The organism is Allomesorhizobium camelthorni (assembly GCF_011045125.1).
Classification (GTDB): domain Bacteria; phylum Pseudomonadota; class Alphaproteobacteria; order Rhizobiales; family Rhizobiaceae; genus Allomesorhizobium; species Allomesorhizobium camelthorni.
In genome coordinates, this window is record NZ_JAAKZF010000099.1 from 1 (window position 1) to 16,904 (window position 16,904).

Here is a 16,904-nt window from a genome sequence, read left to right on the forward strand (position 1 = left end):
AGCCGGTCATGATCGCCTCCCCTCAAGCCGCCGCCGTGCGGTCGGTCACGCCGACCAGCGCGTGGCGATCGAGAAGCGAGGCAAGCATGGCGGAGCCTTGCCCGCCCGTCGGGATGAACAGCCTGAGCTTCCAGGAGATGATCTCGGAGATCAGGCCCAGCGCCTTAAGGCGCGGCACCATCGCGTCGGTGAAGCCGATCAGCTCGACGCGATGGTCGTTCATGACCCGGCTGCGGCGGAGGAGCAGCCCGTCCGAGAGCTGCAGTCCGATCCGTCCCTCGACCAGCCCGGTCCAGGCCTCCTCCGGCGCCAGTGTCGGCACATTGTCGATTCCGAGATTGCGCAACATGGAGGCGACCAGCGCCGGCGCGATGTGGCGGCCGATGATGCGTTCGCTGGCATCGGTCTGGATCCGGTAGACTTGGCAGTCGTGATCCGGCAGCCGCCGCCAGATGGGCAGCAGCAGGCCGGTGACGATGTGGAAGGTGCTGGTGGTGAATTCCGGGACGGCGGCCACTTCCGCCTGCCAGAGTTCGCAGAACAGCTTTCGGTCGGCCGGCTGCCAGTGGGTTTCGGCAAGGGCGTCGAGACCGAAGCGCAGCTCGTCGGTCGGGCGCAGCAGACGCACACGGTGCTCGACCGTGCCATCGTCGAGCATCAGGCTTGCCGTCGGCAGCTGGATCGCTGCGCGGCTCGACCGCGTGTTGACCAGCAGGACCGACTGCGGTTCGGCGCGGGCGATGGCCAGCGCATCGGCCAGACCAAGGGGGCGTATGCGGTCCTTGCGCGCGACGGTGAGCACATGCGACTGAGCGCCTGAGACCGGATGCGTGTAGACCGTTCGGCGGTCGGTGACGGTGATGCTCTCCGCCGTGATCGTCTCCAGACCCTTGTCATAGGTACCGGCGGCGATGGCGCCTTCAATCTTGGCCGTCATCAGCTGCTCGAACACCTCGAACAGCAGGTTCTGAGTCTCGATGCGCAATGCCAGAAGTCGGTTCAACCAGGTCGTAATCGGAGGCAGCTCGTCGCGCAGTCCGCCCTCCTCCGTGGTCAGCGACAGGCCGGTAACGGCCTCGAAGGTCGAAAGCGAACAGCCCTCGATCTTGCCCTGATGGAGCAGCCAGTAGAACTGGCGGAGCGCCGCACGCGCATAGGGGCTTTCGAGATTGTCCTCGGACCGGAACAGCCCTGCCCCGCCGGTCTGGCGCTGGCCGCGCGTGATCGCACCCAGTGTGTCGAGCCGCCGCGCAATCGTCGACAGGAAGCGCTTTCCCGCTTTCACATTGGCGGCCATCGGCCGGAACAGAGGCGGCTGCGCCTGGTTGGTGCGATGGGTCCGTCCGAGTCCCTGGATGGCGTTATCGGCGCGCCAGCCGGCAAAGCAGGGTCGGGCGGGAGTCATTGCCGTCGAGCAGGCATGCAACGAGCTGGACCTGATCTGGCGCAGCCTGATTGAAGAGGACGTTGGCGTCGACGGCACCATTGAAATTGCACTGGGGGAATTTCCGACCGGCAAGATCATCGGCGTCCAGGTCAAGTCGGGCCGGAGCTATATCCGCTCGAAGACCGAGGCGTTATTCAAATTCTACCCGGACAAGGACGATCTGGACTACTGGCGCAAGCTGTCCATCCCACTCTTCCTGCTGATCCATCACCCCGGAGACGGCAACGTCTATTGGGTCGATGTAAGCAGCGCGTCCTCCGAGGAACAGCACGATCAGGACGGTGTCGTGAGCATCACGTTCTCAAAGACGAATAAGCTCGACAAGGCCTTCGAAGCTTACCTGCATGGGCGCTTTGATCTGACGGTCTATTCCTGCGATCAATACGCTGCCCTGCGCAAGGAGCTCGAGGAATTGGTGCACCGGGACGGAAGCGGTCATGGCATCGTCGAGGTGACGGCGCTCGACCTTTTCGTCGAAGGTCTATGGGGGCTCTGCAGCAAGCTTCAGTTCCATTCGAGCTTGCTAGCTGACATGATTCGCAAAACGGTACGGGAACGCGATGGCCAGATTCCGATCACCTACACGTTCAACCGGGCGGGGCTCTATCCCTTCTTCTCGACCTACTTCAGTCTGCTTGCCCGGCATCATATCGCGCTCATAGACGCGGCCGATATCAGCGAATCTCTCTATGGAAAGCTCGAATATCCGACGTTCATTGCGCCGCTGACGACCAATGGGCGCCGGTTCGTGAAGTATCTGCAGGCCGTCGGATTGCCGCGGGTGCACGACAACCAATACATGACTCTGTCGCTTCATCCTCACGTCCAGATCGAAGTCTACGCGAGCTTCGATCTTATCGACGATCAGGCGCGGTTCGGACCATACAGCGATGTCCTCGCGATCAGCTTCAATGCCTATCTCGATTACTACCATCTTTCACACTGGCACCGCGCTCGGCCGGAACAACCGGCTGTCGAAGTGGCTCGCCAGAACATTCATTATCATGCGCTCCGCGACTACATCTCAATCAGGTTCAAAGATACGCCAAAGAACAATGTGCTGTTCCGCCATCGAGATATTCCACTCAGTCCCCTGATCTGCTGGCTGATGGACTGGAACAACGATCGTCACGAAGTGCCGAGCTCCTGGCTTCGCGGGCGGTCGGGGACGGAGACAATGGGATTCGCGGACGAAATGATGGCGATCCTGGGTCCTATTGGGGTGGCTACCACAAGAGAGCCGCCTGAACCGAGCTTTCCGAACCCCCACCTCGCGAATGGCGAGTATCTCGATCGCAGCGGCGCCATTGCCGAACCGTGAATACGGGTAAAGCGACAAGTCGCTAATCTGAAACATCGGCGTGGCTTTCCTGCGGCCCTTCGGCTCAGGAGCCGGCGTCAGCTGCCGCCAATTGACCTGGCCACGGTGGAAATAGCCTCCCTAACCGCCAACTCAGCCATGGCGAGAGCAGCATCGCGGGCCCTGGCGGCGGCGATGAAGCGGCCATTGTGGCAGAAGCTCGCGCCTTGCACACCACATGCCGCCTCCAGATCGCCATTGCTCAGCCCGGCCCAGGACACAGGAAGATCGGCCCTCACCTCAAACCCTTCGTCTGACCGGCGGATCGTGGTCAGGCACCAATCCCTGTCGCGCGGGTGAACCACGAACAGCAGATGATCGGCGCCCGCCTTAACGATGGCAGGACGGAACGGCATGCCCATGGGAAGCTCTAGAATACGCCCCTGCCCCGCAGCCTCGATGGCCCGATAGACAATAGCTTCGGCCCGCAATTTTGCGGCGCTGCGGGCAATGCTCGCCTCTACGAAACTGCGGGCGACCGTCAGGGCAGCATGGAACGCGCGATCTTCGGCCGCAGGATCAGTCTCGTCGAAATCCGGCTTCAAGGTTTCCAGCAGAGCCGGCAGCGTCAGCCCAGCCAGCGGCCCCGAGGGACTGAGCGCACCATTGTCCACCAGATCAATCGGAAGCACAAAACTCTTGTCGAACGAGGCGTGGACTGCTTCGATTTGGGCTTCGGGAAGGCCCGAGGTAGCAAGATAATCAGTGCCATAATGCTTCCAGATCAATCCGAACGAGCTGTAGGGTTGGCCGTTCTCGCGCAATGGCGCGCCGCGCTGATGATGATCGAAAACCTGCGCGGCAGCATCGTAGAGGCCGCCCACATCGTAGATGATGCGGTCCACGTCGGGCGTGATCCATTCCGGCGCCCTGCTACGGATCAGCCGAGCCTGCGGGAAAAGCCTGGTCAGGATGACGCTGGACAGCAGTTCGTCGGCATGGAAGCCACCGGAATGGGTGACGAGGAATTCTGGGATCATGTCGGGATGTTGCCTTGTGTTCGCGGAAGACCCGCGGTTGGCACCAGATAGCCATTGCCCGATACCAGCTCAACCCGCCATGCGCCCTTAGGGTGTATCGGTATGTGAAAGCAGTACGGCCGCGACGATGCCGGGAACTTCGCTGTCGGCGAATGTCCGCGGAGCCAGTGGATTGTATGGCGGCAAGGTCAGCCTCAGGAGATGGTCAATATTTCCATCTCCCTGTCGCCGACGCTCACGACATCCCCAATGGCTTTGCCCATAAGAAGCCGCGCTAGGGGAGATACGTAGGAGATTGATCCGACCTTGGGATCTGCTTCGTCCTCCCCCACGATTCGATATTTCTGCAGCCGGCCGTCTTCTCGACGGAAGCTCACAGTGTTTCCGAAGGCAACCTTTTCCGTCGAGGTTGGGGCAGGAACAAGCTGGGCTGTGCGGACGCGTTCCGCGAAGTAGCGCAGATCGCGCAACGGGATCGCTGCTTGCCGGCGCCGTTCATTGACATCGTCAATTGTGCTGGCAGCTTCGTAGGCCTGTCGCGCTTGATTGAGCTGCAAATCCAGAGCCTGCAGTCCCGCTTCCGTGACAAGGTTTGGTTCTCCGGAAATCGCGCGGGCAAGCAGCACAGTTTCCGAGGCGGTTTCGGCACTGTCTTCTTTGGTGAAAGCAACACTCAATCTCGAAATCCCTTGGACGGGGTCAGAATTGTCCCACACGGTGCTCCTCTGAGTATCCGTATATGGGCTCACCCAAGAACGATTGCATCGCTTTTAGTCATCGAGACGGGAACTGACCGTTCTGAATAAAGCGGTCGAATGTATCGGGAGTTTCCTCCTCCCCCTGGTGTCGCGGGCCTTCGCCTTCGAAGTGGAGAAGCGTTATCTCCTGATCATATCGGTCCGACCGGAAACACATTTCGAAGGCCGGTTCCGGAAACCAGACATTCGCGGCCTGCATTGTTCCGACCACCGCTGCGTCCGAATAGTCTCGGCGCGAAGCAAACGCCTGCTGTGGCAACTCAAAGACTGTGTCCTTCGTCTTGAGATATCGGCCTGTCTTGAATGCCGGGCCACTCGATTTCGCCCAGTGTGCGAATCCTTCGTTCGACACGATCATGATCGCCCTGGTGTCCGTGTATTCGAGCCAACGGAGAATCGTGGCAGTCAACGAAACCCCATAACGTTTTGCGATTCGGCCAAGCGCCTCAAAGTCCGGGCGTTCTTTCGCCGGGAGCTGTTTCCGAAAATCATGAAACGGCATCAAAAGCGCCGCGGCGAATTCGTCCGCCTCCTTTTCGATTCCGGAACCATTGCGGCGAACAACACTATTCTCGTCGCAATAAATTCCGTGATCGTAGGTGCTGTCCTGCTCGATGGTTCGCCGATGAAGGACATAATGTCCAAGCTCATGTCCAATCGTAAACGCTCGTCTGCCCGCAGATTGGTTGGCGTGATACATTATTGCCCATTGGCGCGGCTGTGTTTCGCTGTAGACGAGCGCACCAACGCACCCTCGGAGATCACGCGCCACCACCTCATGAATCGGCCCATTAGGTTCGATCTTTGCCGAATATTCCCGTGCGAGTTGAGCAATGGCTACAGGGCCTCGGTCGAAACGATCCGCCCCGAGGACAAGATCCAGCATTTGGGTGATGCGAGCAGCCTCTTTCAGAGGACGGGGACGCTCAACTTCGATCATTTCGCCTTTTTGGTCCCCAGGATTTTGGCCATCTCGCGAATCTGCCGACGCGTATCTTCTGGAAGGCTACTATATTCCCGGTAGAAAGCAGTGTCCTCTGCCTTTTCCAGGGTCTGTTCATCCGAACCAATCAGATAGTCCACGGTGACGCCCAACGCCGAGGCGATTGCCGCAAGTTTCTCTGCCGACGGGCGTGGTGGATTCTTGTTTTCGAGTTCCCAGATATAGCTTTTGGCGGAACCTGTTTCCTGAGCGAGCTGGTCCAACGTTAGACCCTTCTGCGTGCGCAGTTCTTTGATCCGGGTGCCAAATTTCATTTCAAACCCACCGTAAAGGTTGTTTCAAGCCTATTATCCACAAGTTCGGACTAGGCTAATTTTAGGGCCCTTGACAGCAGCATTCAAGCCGCCCATTTATGTTCGGAGTAGCGACATTTTGAATCAGATCATAGTGAACCTACTGGCTCAGGGGAGGATGGCATGGTGACCCACGATCAATCGGGATTGAGTCCCGGGATGGAGAAGAACATTGAACACGCAGTACGCATTTTCTGGGATTAACCCGTTTGACGATCCGCTCGACCGCATTCTCGCAGAGATCGCGCTGAGCATTCAGCTTCCACCTTCCCTCCACGACAAGGCGAAGGGCCGTTACCAGGCTGTCAGGAACCATCTGGAAGCGACGGTAGCGTTCCGCGATCAGATCGAGCATTTCTACCCACAGGGTTCGATGGCGATCGACGCCACGATTTCCAATCGTGGTACCGACGACGAATTCGATCTCGACATTGTTTCCCAGTTGGGTGGCCGTTTCCGCGCCATGGAACCGTTGGAGATCCTTCGCGCGCTCGAAACTGCACTGGCTGACTATCCAGTCCAGCGCGTGAGGAGGCAGACCCGCTGCGTCACGCTCTACTATGCCGACAAGATGCATTTGGACATCACCCCCGCACTTCGGGAATACGGAACGAGGGATCGGGAGAGCTTCATCACCGACGCCAAAGGACCCGCGCACTCAAGCGACGATCGCCTCGTGGACATGAACGCCTACGGATTTGCGGGCTGGTATGACGAAAGAACTCCGCTCGAAGCCCGCATGGCGAGCGAGTTCAATCGACGGTGGCGCGACATGTATCACGACACCGCGAAGGCCGATGCGGAAGTAGATGACGTCCCTGATCAGACGCACTTCATCGTCAAGAACACGGCTACCCTGGCCCTTCAGCTCATCAAGCGGTACCGGAACATTCAGTACGTAGGATATGCCGGACGCATCCCCCCGTCCGTAATGCTCTCGTTCTACGCCGGTCAAGCCGCGCAGCCCAATTCCTCACTTTCGGCCATGATGATCCGGATTGCGAATTGGATCATCGCCGACATCGAAAATGCGTCGCTCTACGGGCGCAAGCTGCATGTCGCCAACCCTGTCTGCGTCGACGACGTCTTTACAGATCGCTGGCCAGAGTCGGTGGCCCAGCAAGATGAATTTGCCCGCCATCTTCGGGCGCTTGTTCGCAATCTGGAGCAAATGCGCCGCGGAGAAATGTTCCCCGACGACATGATGGACTGGCTGCGCGGTAATTTTGGTGATCGCGTAGTGACCAGGGCTGCGGATAATATTGCTGGCCAAGTTGGCTCGGCAATTCAGAAATCGCAGCAGCTCTATTCGAAGAAGGGTGGCGTCCTCTTCCCGGCACCCGGTATCATCACCGGCGTCGCGGCGGCGCCGCTCGCAAGTCCGGCCGTAGCAGCCGCCAGGCCGCATACGTTCTTCGGGAAGAAGATCTAATGTCTGCCTTTCCGCTATCCGTCGGCGAACAGATTGCGGCCATGAAAACAACATGGCCGCAATTCGCCGCACGAAATATCGACCGACGCGCGCAGTCAGTTCGCTGGGTAGGGGACGTGCGGCCGCAACACTCCCGCTACACGCTCGAGATTCGTTATCGGATCGGCACGCAGCCAGAAGTCAGAATAGTAGCACCAGTCCTCGTTCGGCTCCCAGGTAACGAAGAGGGCCAACTTCCCCATGTCTACCCGCCTCTTGATGACCCAACTCTGTGTCTTTTTGACCCCGAGGACAACGAATGGGACGCCTCCATGCGAATTGCGGAAACCACGGTCCCATGGGCGCTGGATTGGCTCGCCTGCTACGAACTCTGGCTGATGACGGGCAGATGGACAGGCGGAGGGCGACACGCCGGACAACCGCGCGTCGCCTCAAAAGAGGATCGGACACAATGAACTATTCTCCGCCACGCCGGTCCGATGGGACGATCCAGCACACCCGCACCAAATTGCCGTGGCCGAAGGATCGATTGTTTCGCATCCTGTCGATTGACGGAGGTGGTATTCGCGGCGTCTTCCCGGCCGCCTACTTGGCGGAGATCGAAAGACGCTTCCTAGGTGGGAGATCGATTGCCAATCATTTTGACATGATCGCTGGTACCTCAACTGGCGGGATTATCGCGCTGGCGTTGGCGCACGGAATGACTGCGCAGCAGGCGTTGAACATCTATGTCGAACGTGGCGAACGGATCTTCCCCGTCAGCACCGGCGTGCGGAAATTGGCCAAGCTTGCGCGCTGGATTTTCAAACCCAAGCATGACCAGTCCGTCCTCAAAGGCGAGCTTCTCAAGATTTTTGGCGACAAAGTCCTGGATGCTTCGACCAAGCGCCTTGTGATACCAAGCTTCGAGGGCCTGCATGGTGAGCCGTTTTTGTACAAGACACCCCACCATCCCGATTACCAAAAGGACCGGCACAAGAAATTCGCCCATGTTGCCCTGCACACGACAGCAGCTCCGTCTTACTATCCGGCCGTCGATGACGACGGCTACGTTATGATTGATGGGGGAATTTGGGCGAACAATCCGGTAATGAACGCCGTGGTCGATGCCTTGGCTTGCTACGATGTTCCACGCGAGAACATTCGCGTGCTCAGTATCGGCACCGGAGAGTCGACCTTTACGGTTGACGAGAAGGCTCGCTCAGGTGGAGCCAAGGCATGGGCGTTCATGAGATCGTTCAACGCAGCCGCACGAGCCCAATCCAAGAACGCCCTCGGGCAGACCTACCTTCTCATCGGGAAGAACAATGTCATTCGGATAGACCCGCCTGAAACGGACACTCCGATTGAGCTCGACGACACTCGTCGGTCGCTTCGAGAGCTTCCTCTGACTGCGCGAAGTCTCGTTGAAGGGTCCGGCCACCGTGTGCAGTCGCTGTTTCTGCTAGACGATGCCGACAAGTTCGAAAAATGTCCCGTTTGTTGATACGCCACATACCAGCAGTCGATAGCACCCCGGTCCGGGATGATGACGGAACGCAATTCCGGTTCGATACTTGTCGATGGAGCCATTGCCGCAGCGCACGTTGAAGAGAGTGATCGATCTGCGCACGATGCAGAAGATCACAAGTGACCAACTTCTTCGCGTAGCCATTGCCCGACCAGCTCAACCTGCCGAATGTTGACGCGTTAGATCGAATATGGATCTGCCGCAGTTGCAGCAGCCAGGGCGGGCTTCCAAAAGGCACGCGCCTCACCCATCCAGATCTCCTCCCTTTCCTTGAAATCGAGATTGCGCCCGCGAAACGCAATGGACGCATGCGAGACAAGATCCGACGCAATATCGAGCAGGTGAAATAGCTCGTTGTAGCGATTGGCGTTCCAAGCCCGCGGTTCGGCGTAAAGATGCGCGACGTGGTCATCGCGGAAAGCACCCAAGGTGACCGCTGCGCGCCGGCCACGAGGCGACGTCAGGCGGCGTGCAGCATCGTCGCAGCGTTGCAGAGCCGCCATGCAATCGCCTTCCCACGTCTTCGACATACCGAGCGAATTTCCATTCCAGCCTGCCGACGCTCTTTCGACCAGTTTTGCTCGGCAACGTTTCTGCCTGAGCAGATGAAGGAACACCGGGACCGAAGCCAGATCGCTTCGGTTGAAGGCCGTCGCCTCGGACTGCCCCTGACGGCCGCGCGGCCTCTCAAACAGCTTGCAAAGCGACAGGATTAGAGCCGTCTGCGTGCTGTTGCGAAGCACATTGTAACATTCGGCACCATCAAATGTTTGGCCGTGATAGTCGGCCATCACGATAGCGTTTCCGACCTCAAGCGTCGCCTTCGCCCAAATCGCTCTCCTTGTCTCACTTTCGAGGGCCTTCAGCACGAGATCGAGCCGAGACATGGCGTCGGCAACCGACACCGGATTGGCGCGCTTCGCTTTCCTCTTCTGGCTTCCGGCCACCTCGACCTCTATTAGAATTCGAAACTTGGCTGAACACCGGCGTCCACAAGGATGCAAAAGGCCGCTGCGCCTGCAACTAGCATCCTCATCGCGTCACGTGTCCAGCATGTCCCACTCGTTGCCGAGCACCCAGCGCAACGCCGAGAGTTTACCGTTGAGCATGCCCCACTCGAAATCGTCCCAAGGACCAAGGTTCTCCAACCCAACTTCGTCCTCGGTCCGCTTGGCTGTCTCGAGCGCTGCCGCCCACGTGTCACGCGTCATCAGGGATGTGATTGGCCTCTGCGTCAGGTCGATCGCATCAACCAATTTGGTCTCACCGGAGCTGACCCGACGCCTTAGATCGTGGTGACGATTGTACCAAACCTGCCGGGATAACAAATGCTCAGCTTCGAGCAATTCGGACAACATCCGAGGCTCTTCATAGAAGTCATCTCCGAAGATGTACTCGTCGAGGCTGCTCTCGTCGACATTGCGGATCACGTCGGTGATCTGGGTCGAGTAGGTGGACCTCTGGGCGGCGAAGAGCGGTTCGAGATCGGGATGGGGCGTCCGCTTGTCGCCGGCAGCTGCGGAGAAATCGTTGGTGTTGGTCGTGACGAAGACGAATTGAGCATCCGGATCGCCATCTGCTGCCATTGCCTCGAGATAGGACTCGAGGATTATCGCGTCGGCGATGCTGTTCTTGGTCTGGTGGCACGGCGCCACCCGCCTGAGCGATCGGTCAGCGGCCTTCAGCTTGACGCTGTCAGTCGCGGCGACCACAGGCGCCTTCGCCATCAACACCATGATACGCGCTATCACCTTCTCGCCGGTGTCTGCGGTGAGTGCCAGCTTGTGGTCGATGGCGCTGACGGCCTGCAGTGCCTGGTCACGCTCGGCCTCGCTGTCGATTTGTGAAAGCGCATCGCGAAAACGCCTCACGGTCGCGACGAGCGTGGTCTTTCTGGCGTCTTTGACCCTGTCCTTGTTTCTGTCGAACTCGAACACGATCTGTTCCGGCATGATCAGCGAAATGGCCTCGACAGCGACCAGGTCCTCGATTGCGGTGAGCACCGGATCGAGACGGGCGTCCTTTAAGATGTCCAACCAGACGCTGGTGTCTATGAGGATGCGTATCGTCATTGCTTAACCTGGCTGCGCTTTCCGCTTCCGGTGACAGACGGCCTAACCTAAATCAGACAAGGCCGTCGTTAGGGTCGGCCTCAGGAGGTTTTGTCGAAAGGAATTCGTGCAAGGCCTTCAATTTGCCGAGCAGTTCGTCGAAAGTGATGACGACGACTTCGCGCTGATTTCCTCTGAACAGTTCGAACGACTGCCTCAGCCACTTGTCTTCCGGGCTGGTGCCAATGATGAGGAAGCACGGAACGGACCAAGCGTTGATCCGTATGTTGTCGTCGATTGACCGTTTGGTATGGATGTTTGCGACAAGGTTGTAGCGCTGCTCAAGTACCCGGTTCACGCCACCGGCGAGGTCCTTGTGTGGCCGATACAGAGTCGGGTCCCGATAGGCCTGCGGGTGCATTAGCGGCGTACCTGGTGCCTTAATCTCCACGATTGCAAGATTTCCCGATGCGCCCGCCTCTACCAGGAAGTCGGCATATTTTTCGCCATGCCTGTGGTGTCCCATACCACCTACGGATGCTTGGTCGACGTACATCACTACCGGTAACCCAAATAGCAACTTGAACACGAACTGGTTGGCCTTGAAGAACTTCTGCCAGAATCCTTCCAGATGACCGACCGACATCGCCCTGGTCATGGCGTCGATCAAGACCTGCAGCGAGACGAGCTCGATCTTCTCGCTCAGTTCGAACAACTGCACGGGATCGTCCTTGGCGATCTCATCGACCTCTCGGATAACCGTTCTGACCGCAGCACTATTGTTAGAATTGCGCGACCGCGGAACACCCTTCTTCATCAAGGCGGTTCGTACGGTGTCCCGAAGATCGATACCCGGCCGCTCGAACTCAGTGGGTTCGTACCCGGGGACGATATAGGGCAGAAATCGGTTTTTGAGGTAGGCCATCTTCTCACCGTTCGCGAAGTCTCTCGCAGCGTCGTGAGCACGCGTAATGTCGAGCCGGGCGTCGTCGAAGACAAGCGCAGGGAGGCGCACCTCCTCCCCGTCGACGGAGATCGTATCGTCATCGCAAATCGTCACCCCAACGATCCCAGGGAGGTTGCGGAATGCGTCGATCAGGTACTTGATGCGCGGGTCGACACCAAAACCTTCAAAAGGCTTGCGGTGGAATCCGGTCGGCAGGTCAAAGAACATCCCGAAACCGGTGTCGACCTCCATATGCCCCCGATCCTCGAACGAGATCCTGGCTATGGTCCCGTACTTTCGCCTGAGGAAATTCCCTTGGTTCGATCGAAGCCAGACAGGATAGGTCGTCAAGACACGGGTTGAGTAGCAGTACTCTGCCAGCAGGGGCGGAGGCTCCGATTCATCGACTTGTTCGAGGTCGGCGCCTGCTGCTTTCGCCCTGTCGTACGCCTTCTCGCTGATATGGTAGCTGAGATACTGCGTTTTTCCGTCCGGAATGGTCTCCAAGGTCAGGAACGAGCCGTCCTCGGGATGTGTCCCCGCATCGATCGGCTTGCCACTATAGGTATCCTCGTCCCCTGAACGTGCGGTCACAGGCATCCCCCTTTTCCGACTACATATACAAGCCGGGATGACGAAGTGAACCCGCGCTAAGCCGCGCTTCGAAGTGGGTTGAAATTTCCAACGCCAGACCCCATAATAAGAGTGTGAGCAACGCTCCGGGGTTGGCGCTCAGCGCCAGCCGAACATTTCATAAAAGGCTCGGTTAATCCGGGCCTTTTTCTTTTGTCCGGTCAAAGCAGCTGTATTTGATACCCAAATTTGCCCGATCTTCCGGCGCAAGAAACGCGTCTATAAGGCGCTTGTTGTCCAACAGCACCTTATATGGTCGGTACGAGGGATCGTATCCACCCTTCGCCATGGGATAGAGCACTAAGTCAGCGATCTGAATCATCGGCGTGGCTTTCGTGCGGCCCCGCGGCTCACCCCTTACGATCTCCCTGAAGTCTTCAGCACGTAGCGACGCGTAGGCGGCCGAGTTATTCTCGTCGAAAGGCATGCCGTCCTTTTTCAGCGATCGAGCGTAAGCGATCAGATCCCTGTCCTCAGCTTTGCCGGCGCGCTCGAAGAAGACTCTCAGCTTTCGATTTTGGTTTCTGGCATATTTTGCGGCGCGCTCGATCAAGATCGAGTAGGCGGTCTTGCACATGAGCCACAATCGGTCCTGGTACCTCTCCTTGTATCGTGCGACGTATCCCGGCCGGTCGATCACCGCGGCAATACCAACGATCGGCAGGCTGACCAGCATCTTTTCAAGGTCGGTCAAAAAAGCGAATGCGGACTCCGGCTTTTTCAACCAGCCGAAATCCTCACGCCCTCCCCTGATCGCCCATGAATGAAGCGGATAATCTATGCTGTAGGCATCACAGAATGCCTTGTGCTTGGCAAAGACCTCATCGACGTCCTCTTCGTTGATAAGAACTCCACCGAGCGCGAAATAGTCCATCTCGTCGCGACGCGTCTCCTTGGGAGCTCTGTCGGGATAGCGGCTTCCGCTGTCATCGATGTAGAGATGGATTTCTGTTTCAGACATGCGGACGCTTTGCTCTTTCATTCGATTCGGAACCTGCGGGAAAGACGCGTCCTTGCATAGCCACCTGCATGTCGGCGATCACAACACGCCCCAGCCTCTATACCGTCCTCGGCCAGTTATTTCGCGAACGCCCAGTTCGCTAACAAGGTTGAGCGCTCCGCGTGGTGTGACCTTTGCGGCTTTCGAGATCATTGCCGCGGAAACTATCGGACGCGAGAGGACGAGCTCAAGAACATCGGGAAGGCTGCTCGATGATCGGCGATTCCTCAGGCGACGCTCCATCTGATCCTTTGCTTGGCCGAGGCGATCGAGTTCCTTCATTCCGGCTTCCGCCGCGCTCGACAGGGCATCAAGGAACGCGATGAGCCTGGTCGTATGGATCGGCGAACGCCGCCTCTCTCGGGAGATTGCCTTCAAACCAACGTTGAATGCGAGGAGATGACTGGCGACCTTGCCCCTCGATCGGAGATACGAGCCGACGAGAATGGAGCCCAGCCAATGCTGGCGCTGAAGGGGTTCGAGGGTTTCCCAAGCGTCCCATAGAACGGCTGCCCCGAGTGACGCCGGGAGAGCGTCGGCTTCAGAAATCGTATCTCGCCAGCGGGAAAGTCGCTCTGCTTCGTCCCAATCCTGGTCGTAGATGAGTGGGTCGCGTCCGCTGGGCTCTACCCTCGTCGGTGGCTGCAGCGCCGTCTTCGCGCCATGTTCCGTCAACAGCCGTTCGGAGCGGGCGAGCACGGCATCAATATCCGCAAAATGCTGAGCAAACGCGTCATCAGCAGACTCGGTATCGGCGTCCGGCGCTCGGACGGCATCATCATCATCGATGGTCCCCTCCCCTTCCCTCTCCGCGACCGCATCGACCGGTCGCCCACGCAGCGCGGAGATGCCGGCATCGCTCAGCGCCCAGCCTGAATCGGAAGCCGCGATCCGGCGGCGCGCTCGCAGGATAGAGTGCGCAATGACGAGTTCGTGGGTCGGAGTCCGAACGTCCATATGCGCGTCGTGGAGAACGAGATCCTCGACGTGGACGAGTTCACCGGAAACCCACATGCTGGCGGCCGAGTCGAAGAAATGCCCTCGCTCGACAAAGCCGGCGCCAACCGGACTACGCCGCGTCCTCTCGTCGAGCCGGGCCAGCTGATCTTCTGTGTGGCTTTTACTTACGGATTTCAATCCTGAGAATGTCATATCCGCGTTGGCTTTGGGTGGTATTGCGCGACTGATTTCTCACTAAGAATTTCAATCATGGGGTGCCGCCTTGCAGAAGCTGTTGCAAAAGAGGCCGTCGGCCGCGTCCCGAACTGCGACCGACCACTGGTCGCAGGCGCGGCGGATAGCGAGCGAACTCGACAAGGTCCTCGATGGTTCCGCGCCGCGCCGATCGGCGATTGCTCGCGTAGCGGCTGAGCTGCGGTTGTCGACCCGTCAGATCTACAATCTCCTGGCGCGCTATTGTGAGGATCGAACAGTAACGGCGCTCTTGCCCAGAACGGGCAACATACGCCGGAAGCGGTTGCCGTCGAAGATCGAGGAAATCATTGCTGCGACATTGCGTGAGCAGTGGCTGGTTCTGGAAGCGCCGCCGCTCGCCCTGTCGTTGGCGAAATCCGTGCGCACTGCGAGGAGGCTGGCCTTTTGCCGCCGTCCTATATCACTGTCGCGCGGCGCATCCCGGCATTGTTCACGCCGGAAGAGATCGCCAAGAAACGATCGGCGAATCCGAAGCACCTTCGTCGGCTCAGGCCGCGTCCGGGCTATATCCATGCCCCGTGCCCGCTCGACGTCTGTCAGATCGATCACATGCCGACTGGGTGCTGTCACATTGTTTCTTCGGCAAGGATCTTGAGTTAGTTGCGGGGCATGATCAGGATCGCGCCGACGTACAAGAACCACCGTTACCCGATCGAGATCGTGGCACGCGCTGTCTGGCTGTATTTCCGGTTCAGTCTGAGCCTGCGCGACGTCGAGGAAATGCTGCTCGAACGCGGCATCGTCGTTTCCTACGAGACCATCCGCCGATGGTGCAGGAAGCATGGACCCAACTATGCGCGTCGTTTACGTCGGAAGGCGCCGGCGAAGGACGATATATGGCATCTCGATGAAGTCGTGGTGCGCATCAACGGTCAGAAATGCTGGCTGTGGCGAGCAGTCGATCAAGAGGGCTATGTGCTCGACGAGATCGTCCAGACGCGCCGCAACACCAAGGCTGCCAGGCGCTTGCTGATGCGGCTTCTGAAGAAACAGGGAATCGCGCCAAAGCGGATGATCACCGACAAATTGCGCTCCTACGGGGTGGCAAGACGCCAGGTCATGCCGAACGTGGAACACCGATCGCACAAAGGATTGAACAACCGGGCGGAGAATTCCCACCTTCCGTTCCGAAAACGAGAGCGGACGCGACAGGGCTTCCGATCGATTGGTTCACTGCAGCAGTTCGTTTCGGTCTTCTCCGCAGTCCGCAATTTCTTCGTTCCAGCCAGAGCACACAGGTCCTCCACCCAGACCCGAAATCATCGCCTCAAAGCCGCGGCAGAATGGAAGGTCGTTGCTCATCAGCTTGCCTGAAAAGCCACAGCGGGAACTTGCGCGCCCGCACCTCAAATAACGTGACAGCACTACGGAAACATCTGACGCGAAGAGTCATCCGGCCGTGCTCATGACTTTCTCTCTGCGCCGCGCCGCTTCCAAGCTCCTGGCGGCAGTCAACATCGCACCAGCGAGATAGATCGCGAGGCCGGCCAAGCTAGCCGACGAACGGTCGACGTGGCCCTCATTCGCCTGGATCGCCTCGAGGGCGACGAACGTAAGGCACCACGCCAAGCCCCATGCACCCACGTTCGCATCGACCTCCAGTCCACCTTCAGCTTGCAGCAATCCTGTCCAAGCGCCGCCATGCCGGCGGAGGCCACCGGTCCGTGTCGAGCAAGCGGGCTTTGTGGACGACCTCTCGCGGGAAGCTAGAGCGCATGGCGACGCAATGGGCTATCTTGTGTTCAATACATCATGCGCGATCAGCGCCACCAGACGGAGACTGTCATGACGAAATTGATTTACGGGATTGTGGAGCACGATGGCGGCTGGGCGTACAAGCTTGGCGCCGTGTTCTCGGAGACGTTCCCGACACGGGATGCCGCTTTGAAGGGCGCCAAGAGCGCTGCCGCGGAGCAGCAAGTCGCCGGTCAGACCGACGGCATCGAGTATCAGGACGCACAAGGGAATTGGCACGAGGAAGTATCACAAGGCGGTGACCGCCCTGAGGCAGAAGTTTCCCGCCGGTAGTGCGTCTGCGTAACTGCCGTGGACGACAGCCCGACGATTCACAGATAATTTTGATCGGCCAGCCCATCAACGTGGATCGAAAACCTTTCGAGAGTGTCAACGGCGGTGGGAATCCAGGCCAGTGGGGCGGAGTAAAGCCAGGCCAGTCTGGCGCGGCGGACGCCGCTCGCGAAGCGCGCCTTTCGATAGCGCCGTAGCGAGCGAGCGGCCATTAGGATTTGGCGTGGCTGTTGGGGGTCAGACGGTTT

Annotated in this window: 15 protein-coding genes and 2 pseudogenes; 7 read left to right on the plus strand and 10 right to left on the minus strand. The window is 58.7% G+C overall.

From position 1 onward, the window contains the following. Nucleotides 1-22: 22 nt before the first annotated feature. Nucleotides 23-1,381: pseudogene (locus G6N73_RS31010) on the minus strand (strawberry notch C-terminal domain-containing protein); the annotation flags it as partial. Here G6N73_RS31010 and G6N73_RS31015 point away from each other — a divergent pair. Then, nucleotides 1,356-2,768 carry a DUF4365 domain-containing protein gene (locus G6N73_RS31015; protein WP_165033780.1) on the plus strand — a complete coding sequence of 471 codons (1,413 nt, stop codon included), beginning with the start codon at nucleotides 1,356-1,358 and terminating at the stop codon, nucleotides 2,766-2,768. The pseudogene G6N73_RS31010 and the gene G6N73_RS31015 overlap by 26 nt on opposite strands. 77 nt (nucleotides 2,769-2,845) lie before the next feature. Here the strand turns inward: G6N73_RS31015 and G6N73_RS31020 are convergent, their stop codons facing one another. The 4 genes from G6N73_RS31020 to G6N73_RS31035 all read right to left on the minus strand — a co-directional run bounded on the left by G6N73_RS31020 (nucleotide 2,846) and on the right by G6N73_RS31035 (nucleotide 5,802). After that, nucleotides 2,846-3,787, minus strand: coding sequence for an MYG1 family protein (locus G6N73_RS31020; protein WP_165033781.1), 942 nt, complete (start codon nucleotides 3,785-3,787; stop codon nucleotides 2,846-2,848). A gap of 194 nt (nucleotides 3,788-3,981) precedes the next feature. Beyond that, nucleotides 3,982-4,464 carry a transcription elongation factor GreA gene (greA, locus tag G6N73_RS31025; protein WP_165033782.1) on the minus strand — a complete coding sequence of 161 codons (483 nt, stop codon included), beginning with the start codon at nucleotides 4,462-4,464 and terminating at the stop codon, nucleotides 3,982-3,984. 97 nt (nucleotides 4,465-4,561) lie between these two features. Continuing rightward, nucleotides 4,562-5,485, minus strand: a complete 924-nt coding sequence (locus tag G6N73_RS31030; protein WP_165033783.1) for an ImmA/IrrE family metallo-endopeptidase — start codon at nucleotides 5,483-5,485, stop codon at nucleotides 4,562-4,564. Next, the gene (locus G6N73_RS31035) at nucleotides 5,482-5,802 is read right to left on the minus strand and encodes a helix-turn-helix domain-containing protein (protein WP_165033784.1); all 321 of its coding nucleotides are present in this window, start codon (nucleotides 5,800-5,802) and stop codon (nucleotides 5,482-5,484) included. The genes G6N73_RS31030 and G6N73_RS31035 overlap by 4 nt, the downstream gene beginning before the upstream one ends. 211 nt (nucleotides 5,803-6,013) lie before the next feature. Here G6N73_RS31035 and G6N73_RS31040 point away from each other — a divergent pair, with 211 nt between their 5' ends. From G6N73_RS31040 to G6N73_RS31050, 3 genes are read left to right on the plus strand one after another with little or no spacing between them, the layout of a single operon-like run. Beyond that, nucleotides 6,014-7,273 (plus strand): nucleotidyltransferase domain-containing protein, encoded by a 1,260-nt coding sequence (locus tag G6N73_RS31040; RefSeq protein ID WP_165033785.1) that lies wholly within the window; start codon nucleotides 6,014-6,016, stop codon nucleotides 7,271-7,273. Then, nucleotides 7,273-7,728: a type II CBASS E2 protein gene (locus G6N73_RS31045; RefSeq protein WP_165033786.1), complete on the plus strand. Its 456-nt coding sequence runs from the start codon at nucleotides 7,273-7,275 to the stop codon at nucleotides 7,726-7,728. The genes G6N73_RS31040 and G6N73_RS31045 overlap by 1 nt, the downstream gene beginning before the upstream one ends. Continuing rightward, the gene (locus G6N73_RS31050) at nucleotides 7,725-8,759 is read left to right on the plus strand and encodes a CBASS cGAMP-activated phospholipase (protein WP_165033787.1); all 1,035 of its coding nucleotides are present in this window, start codon (nucleotides 7,725-7,727) and stop codon (nucleotides 8,757-8,759) included. The genes G6N73_RS31045 and G6N73_RS31050 overlap by 4 nt, the downstream gene beginning before the upstream one ends. A gap of 203 nt (nucleotides 8,760-8,962) precedes the next feature. Here G6N73_RS31050 and G6N73_RS31055 read toward each other — a convergent pair whose 3' ends face one another. From G6N73_RS31055 to G6N73_RS31075, 5 genes are all read right to left on the minus strand, one after another. Beyond that, nucleotides 8,963-9,688 (minus strand): AbiU2 domain-containing protein, encoded by a 726-nt coding sequence (locus G6N73_RS31055; protein ID WP_165033788.1) that lies wholly within the window; start codon nucleotides 9,686-9,688, stop codon nucleotides 8,963-8,965. Nucleotides 9,689-9,823: 135 nt separating this feature from the next. Further along, nucleotides 9,824-10,855, minus strand: a complete 1,032-nt coding sequence (locus G6N73_RS31060) for a PIN domain-containing protein (protein WP_165033789.1) — start codon at nucleotides 10,853-10,855, stop codon at nucleotides 9,824-9,826. A gap of 52 nt (nucleotides 10,856-10,907) precedes the next feature. Beyond that, a complete protein-coding gene (locus tag G6N73_RS31065) occupies nucleotides 10,908-12,380 on the minus strand; it encodes a Shedu immune nuclease family protein (protein WP_165033790.1) in 1,473 nt (490 codons plus the stop codon). A 166-nt stretch (nucleotides 12,381-12,546) separates the two neighbouring features. Beyond that, entirely contained in the window at nucleotides 12,547-13,395 is an 849-nt protein-coding gene (locus tag G6N73_RS31070; RefSeq protein ID WP_165033791.1) for a DUF3800 domain-containing protein, read from the minus strand. Between the two features lie 57 nt (nucleotides 13,396-13,452). Beyond that, nucleotides 13,453-14,565, minus strand: a complete 1,113-nt coding sequence (locus G6N73_RS31075; protein ID WP_165033792.1) for an RHE_PE00001 family protein — start codon at nucleotides 14,563-14,565, stop codon at nucleotides 13,453-13,455. Nucleotides 14,566-14,647: 82 nt separating this feature from the next. Here G6N73_RS31075 and G6N73_RS37465 point away from each other — a divergent pair. From G6N73_RS37465 to G6N73_RS31085, 3 genes and pseudogenes are all read left to right on the plus strand, one after another. Continuing rightward, nucleotides 14,648-15,186: pseudogene (locus tag G6N73_RS37465) on the plus strand (Mu transposase C-terminal domain-containing protein); the annotation flags it as partial. A gap of 51 nt (nucleotides 15,187-15,237) precedes the next feature. Further along, nucleotides 15,238-15,942, plus strand: coding sequence for an IS6 family transposase (locus tag G6N73_RS31080; RefSeq protein WP_165033794.1), 705 nt, complete (start codon nucleotides 15,238-15,240; stop codon nucleotides 15,940-15,942). A gap of 471 nt (nucleotides 15,943-16,413) precedes the next feature. Continuing rightward, nucleotides 16,414-16,656 (plus strand): DUF2188 domain-containing protein, encoded by a 243-nt coding sequence (locus G6N73_RS31085; protein ID WP_165033793.1) that lies wholly within the window; start codon nucleotides 16,414-16,416, stop codon nucleotides 16,654-16,656. Nucleotides 16,657-16,904 lie beyond the last annotated feature (248 nt).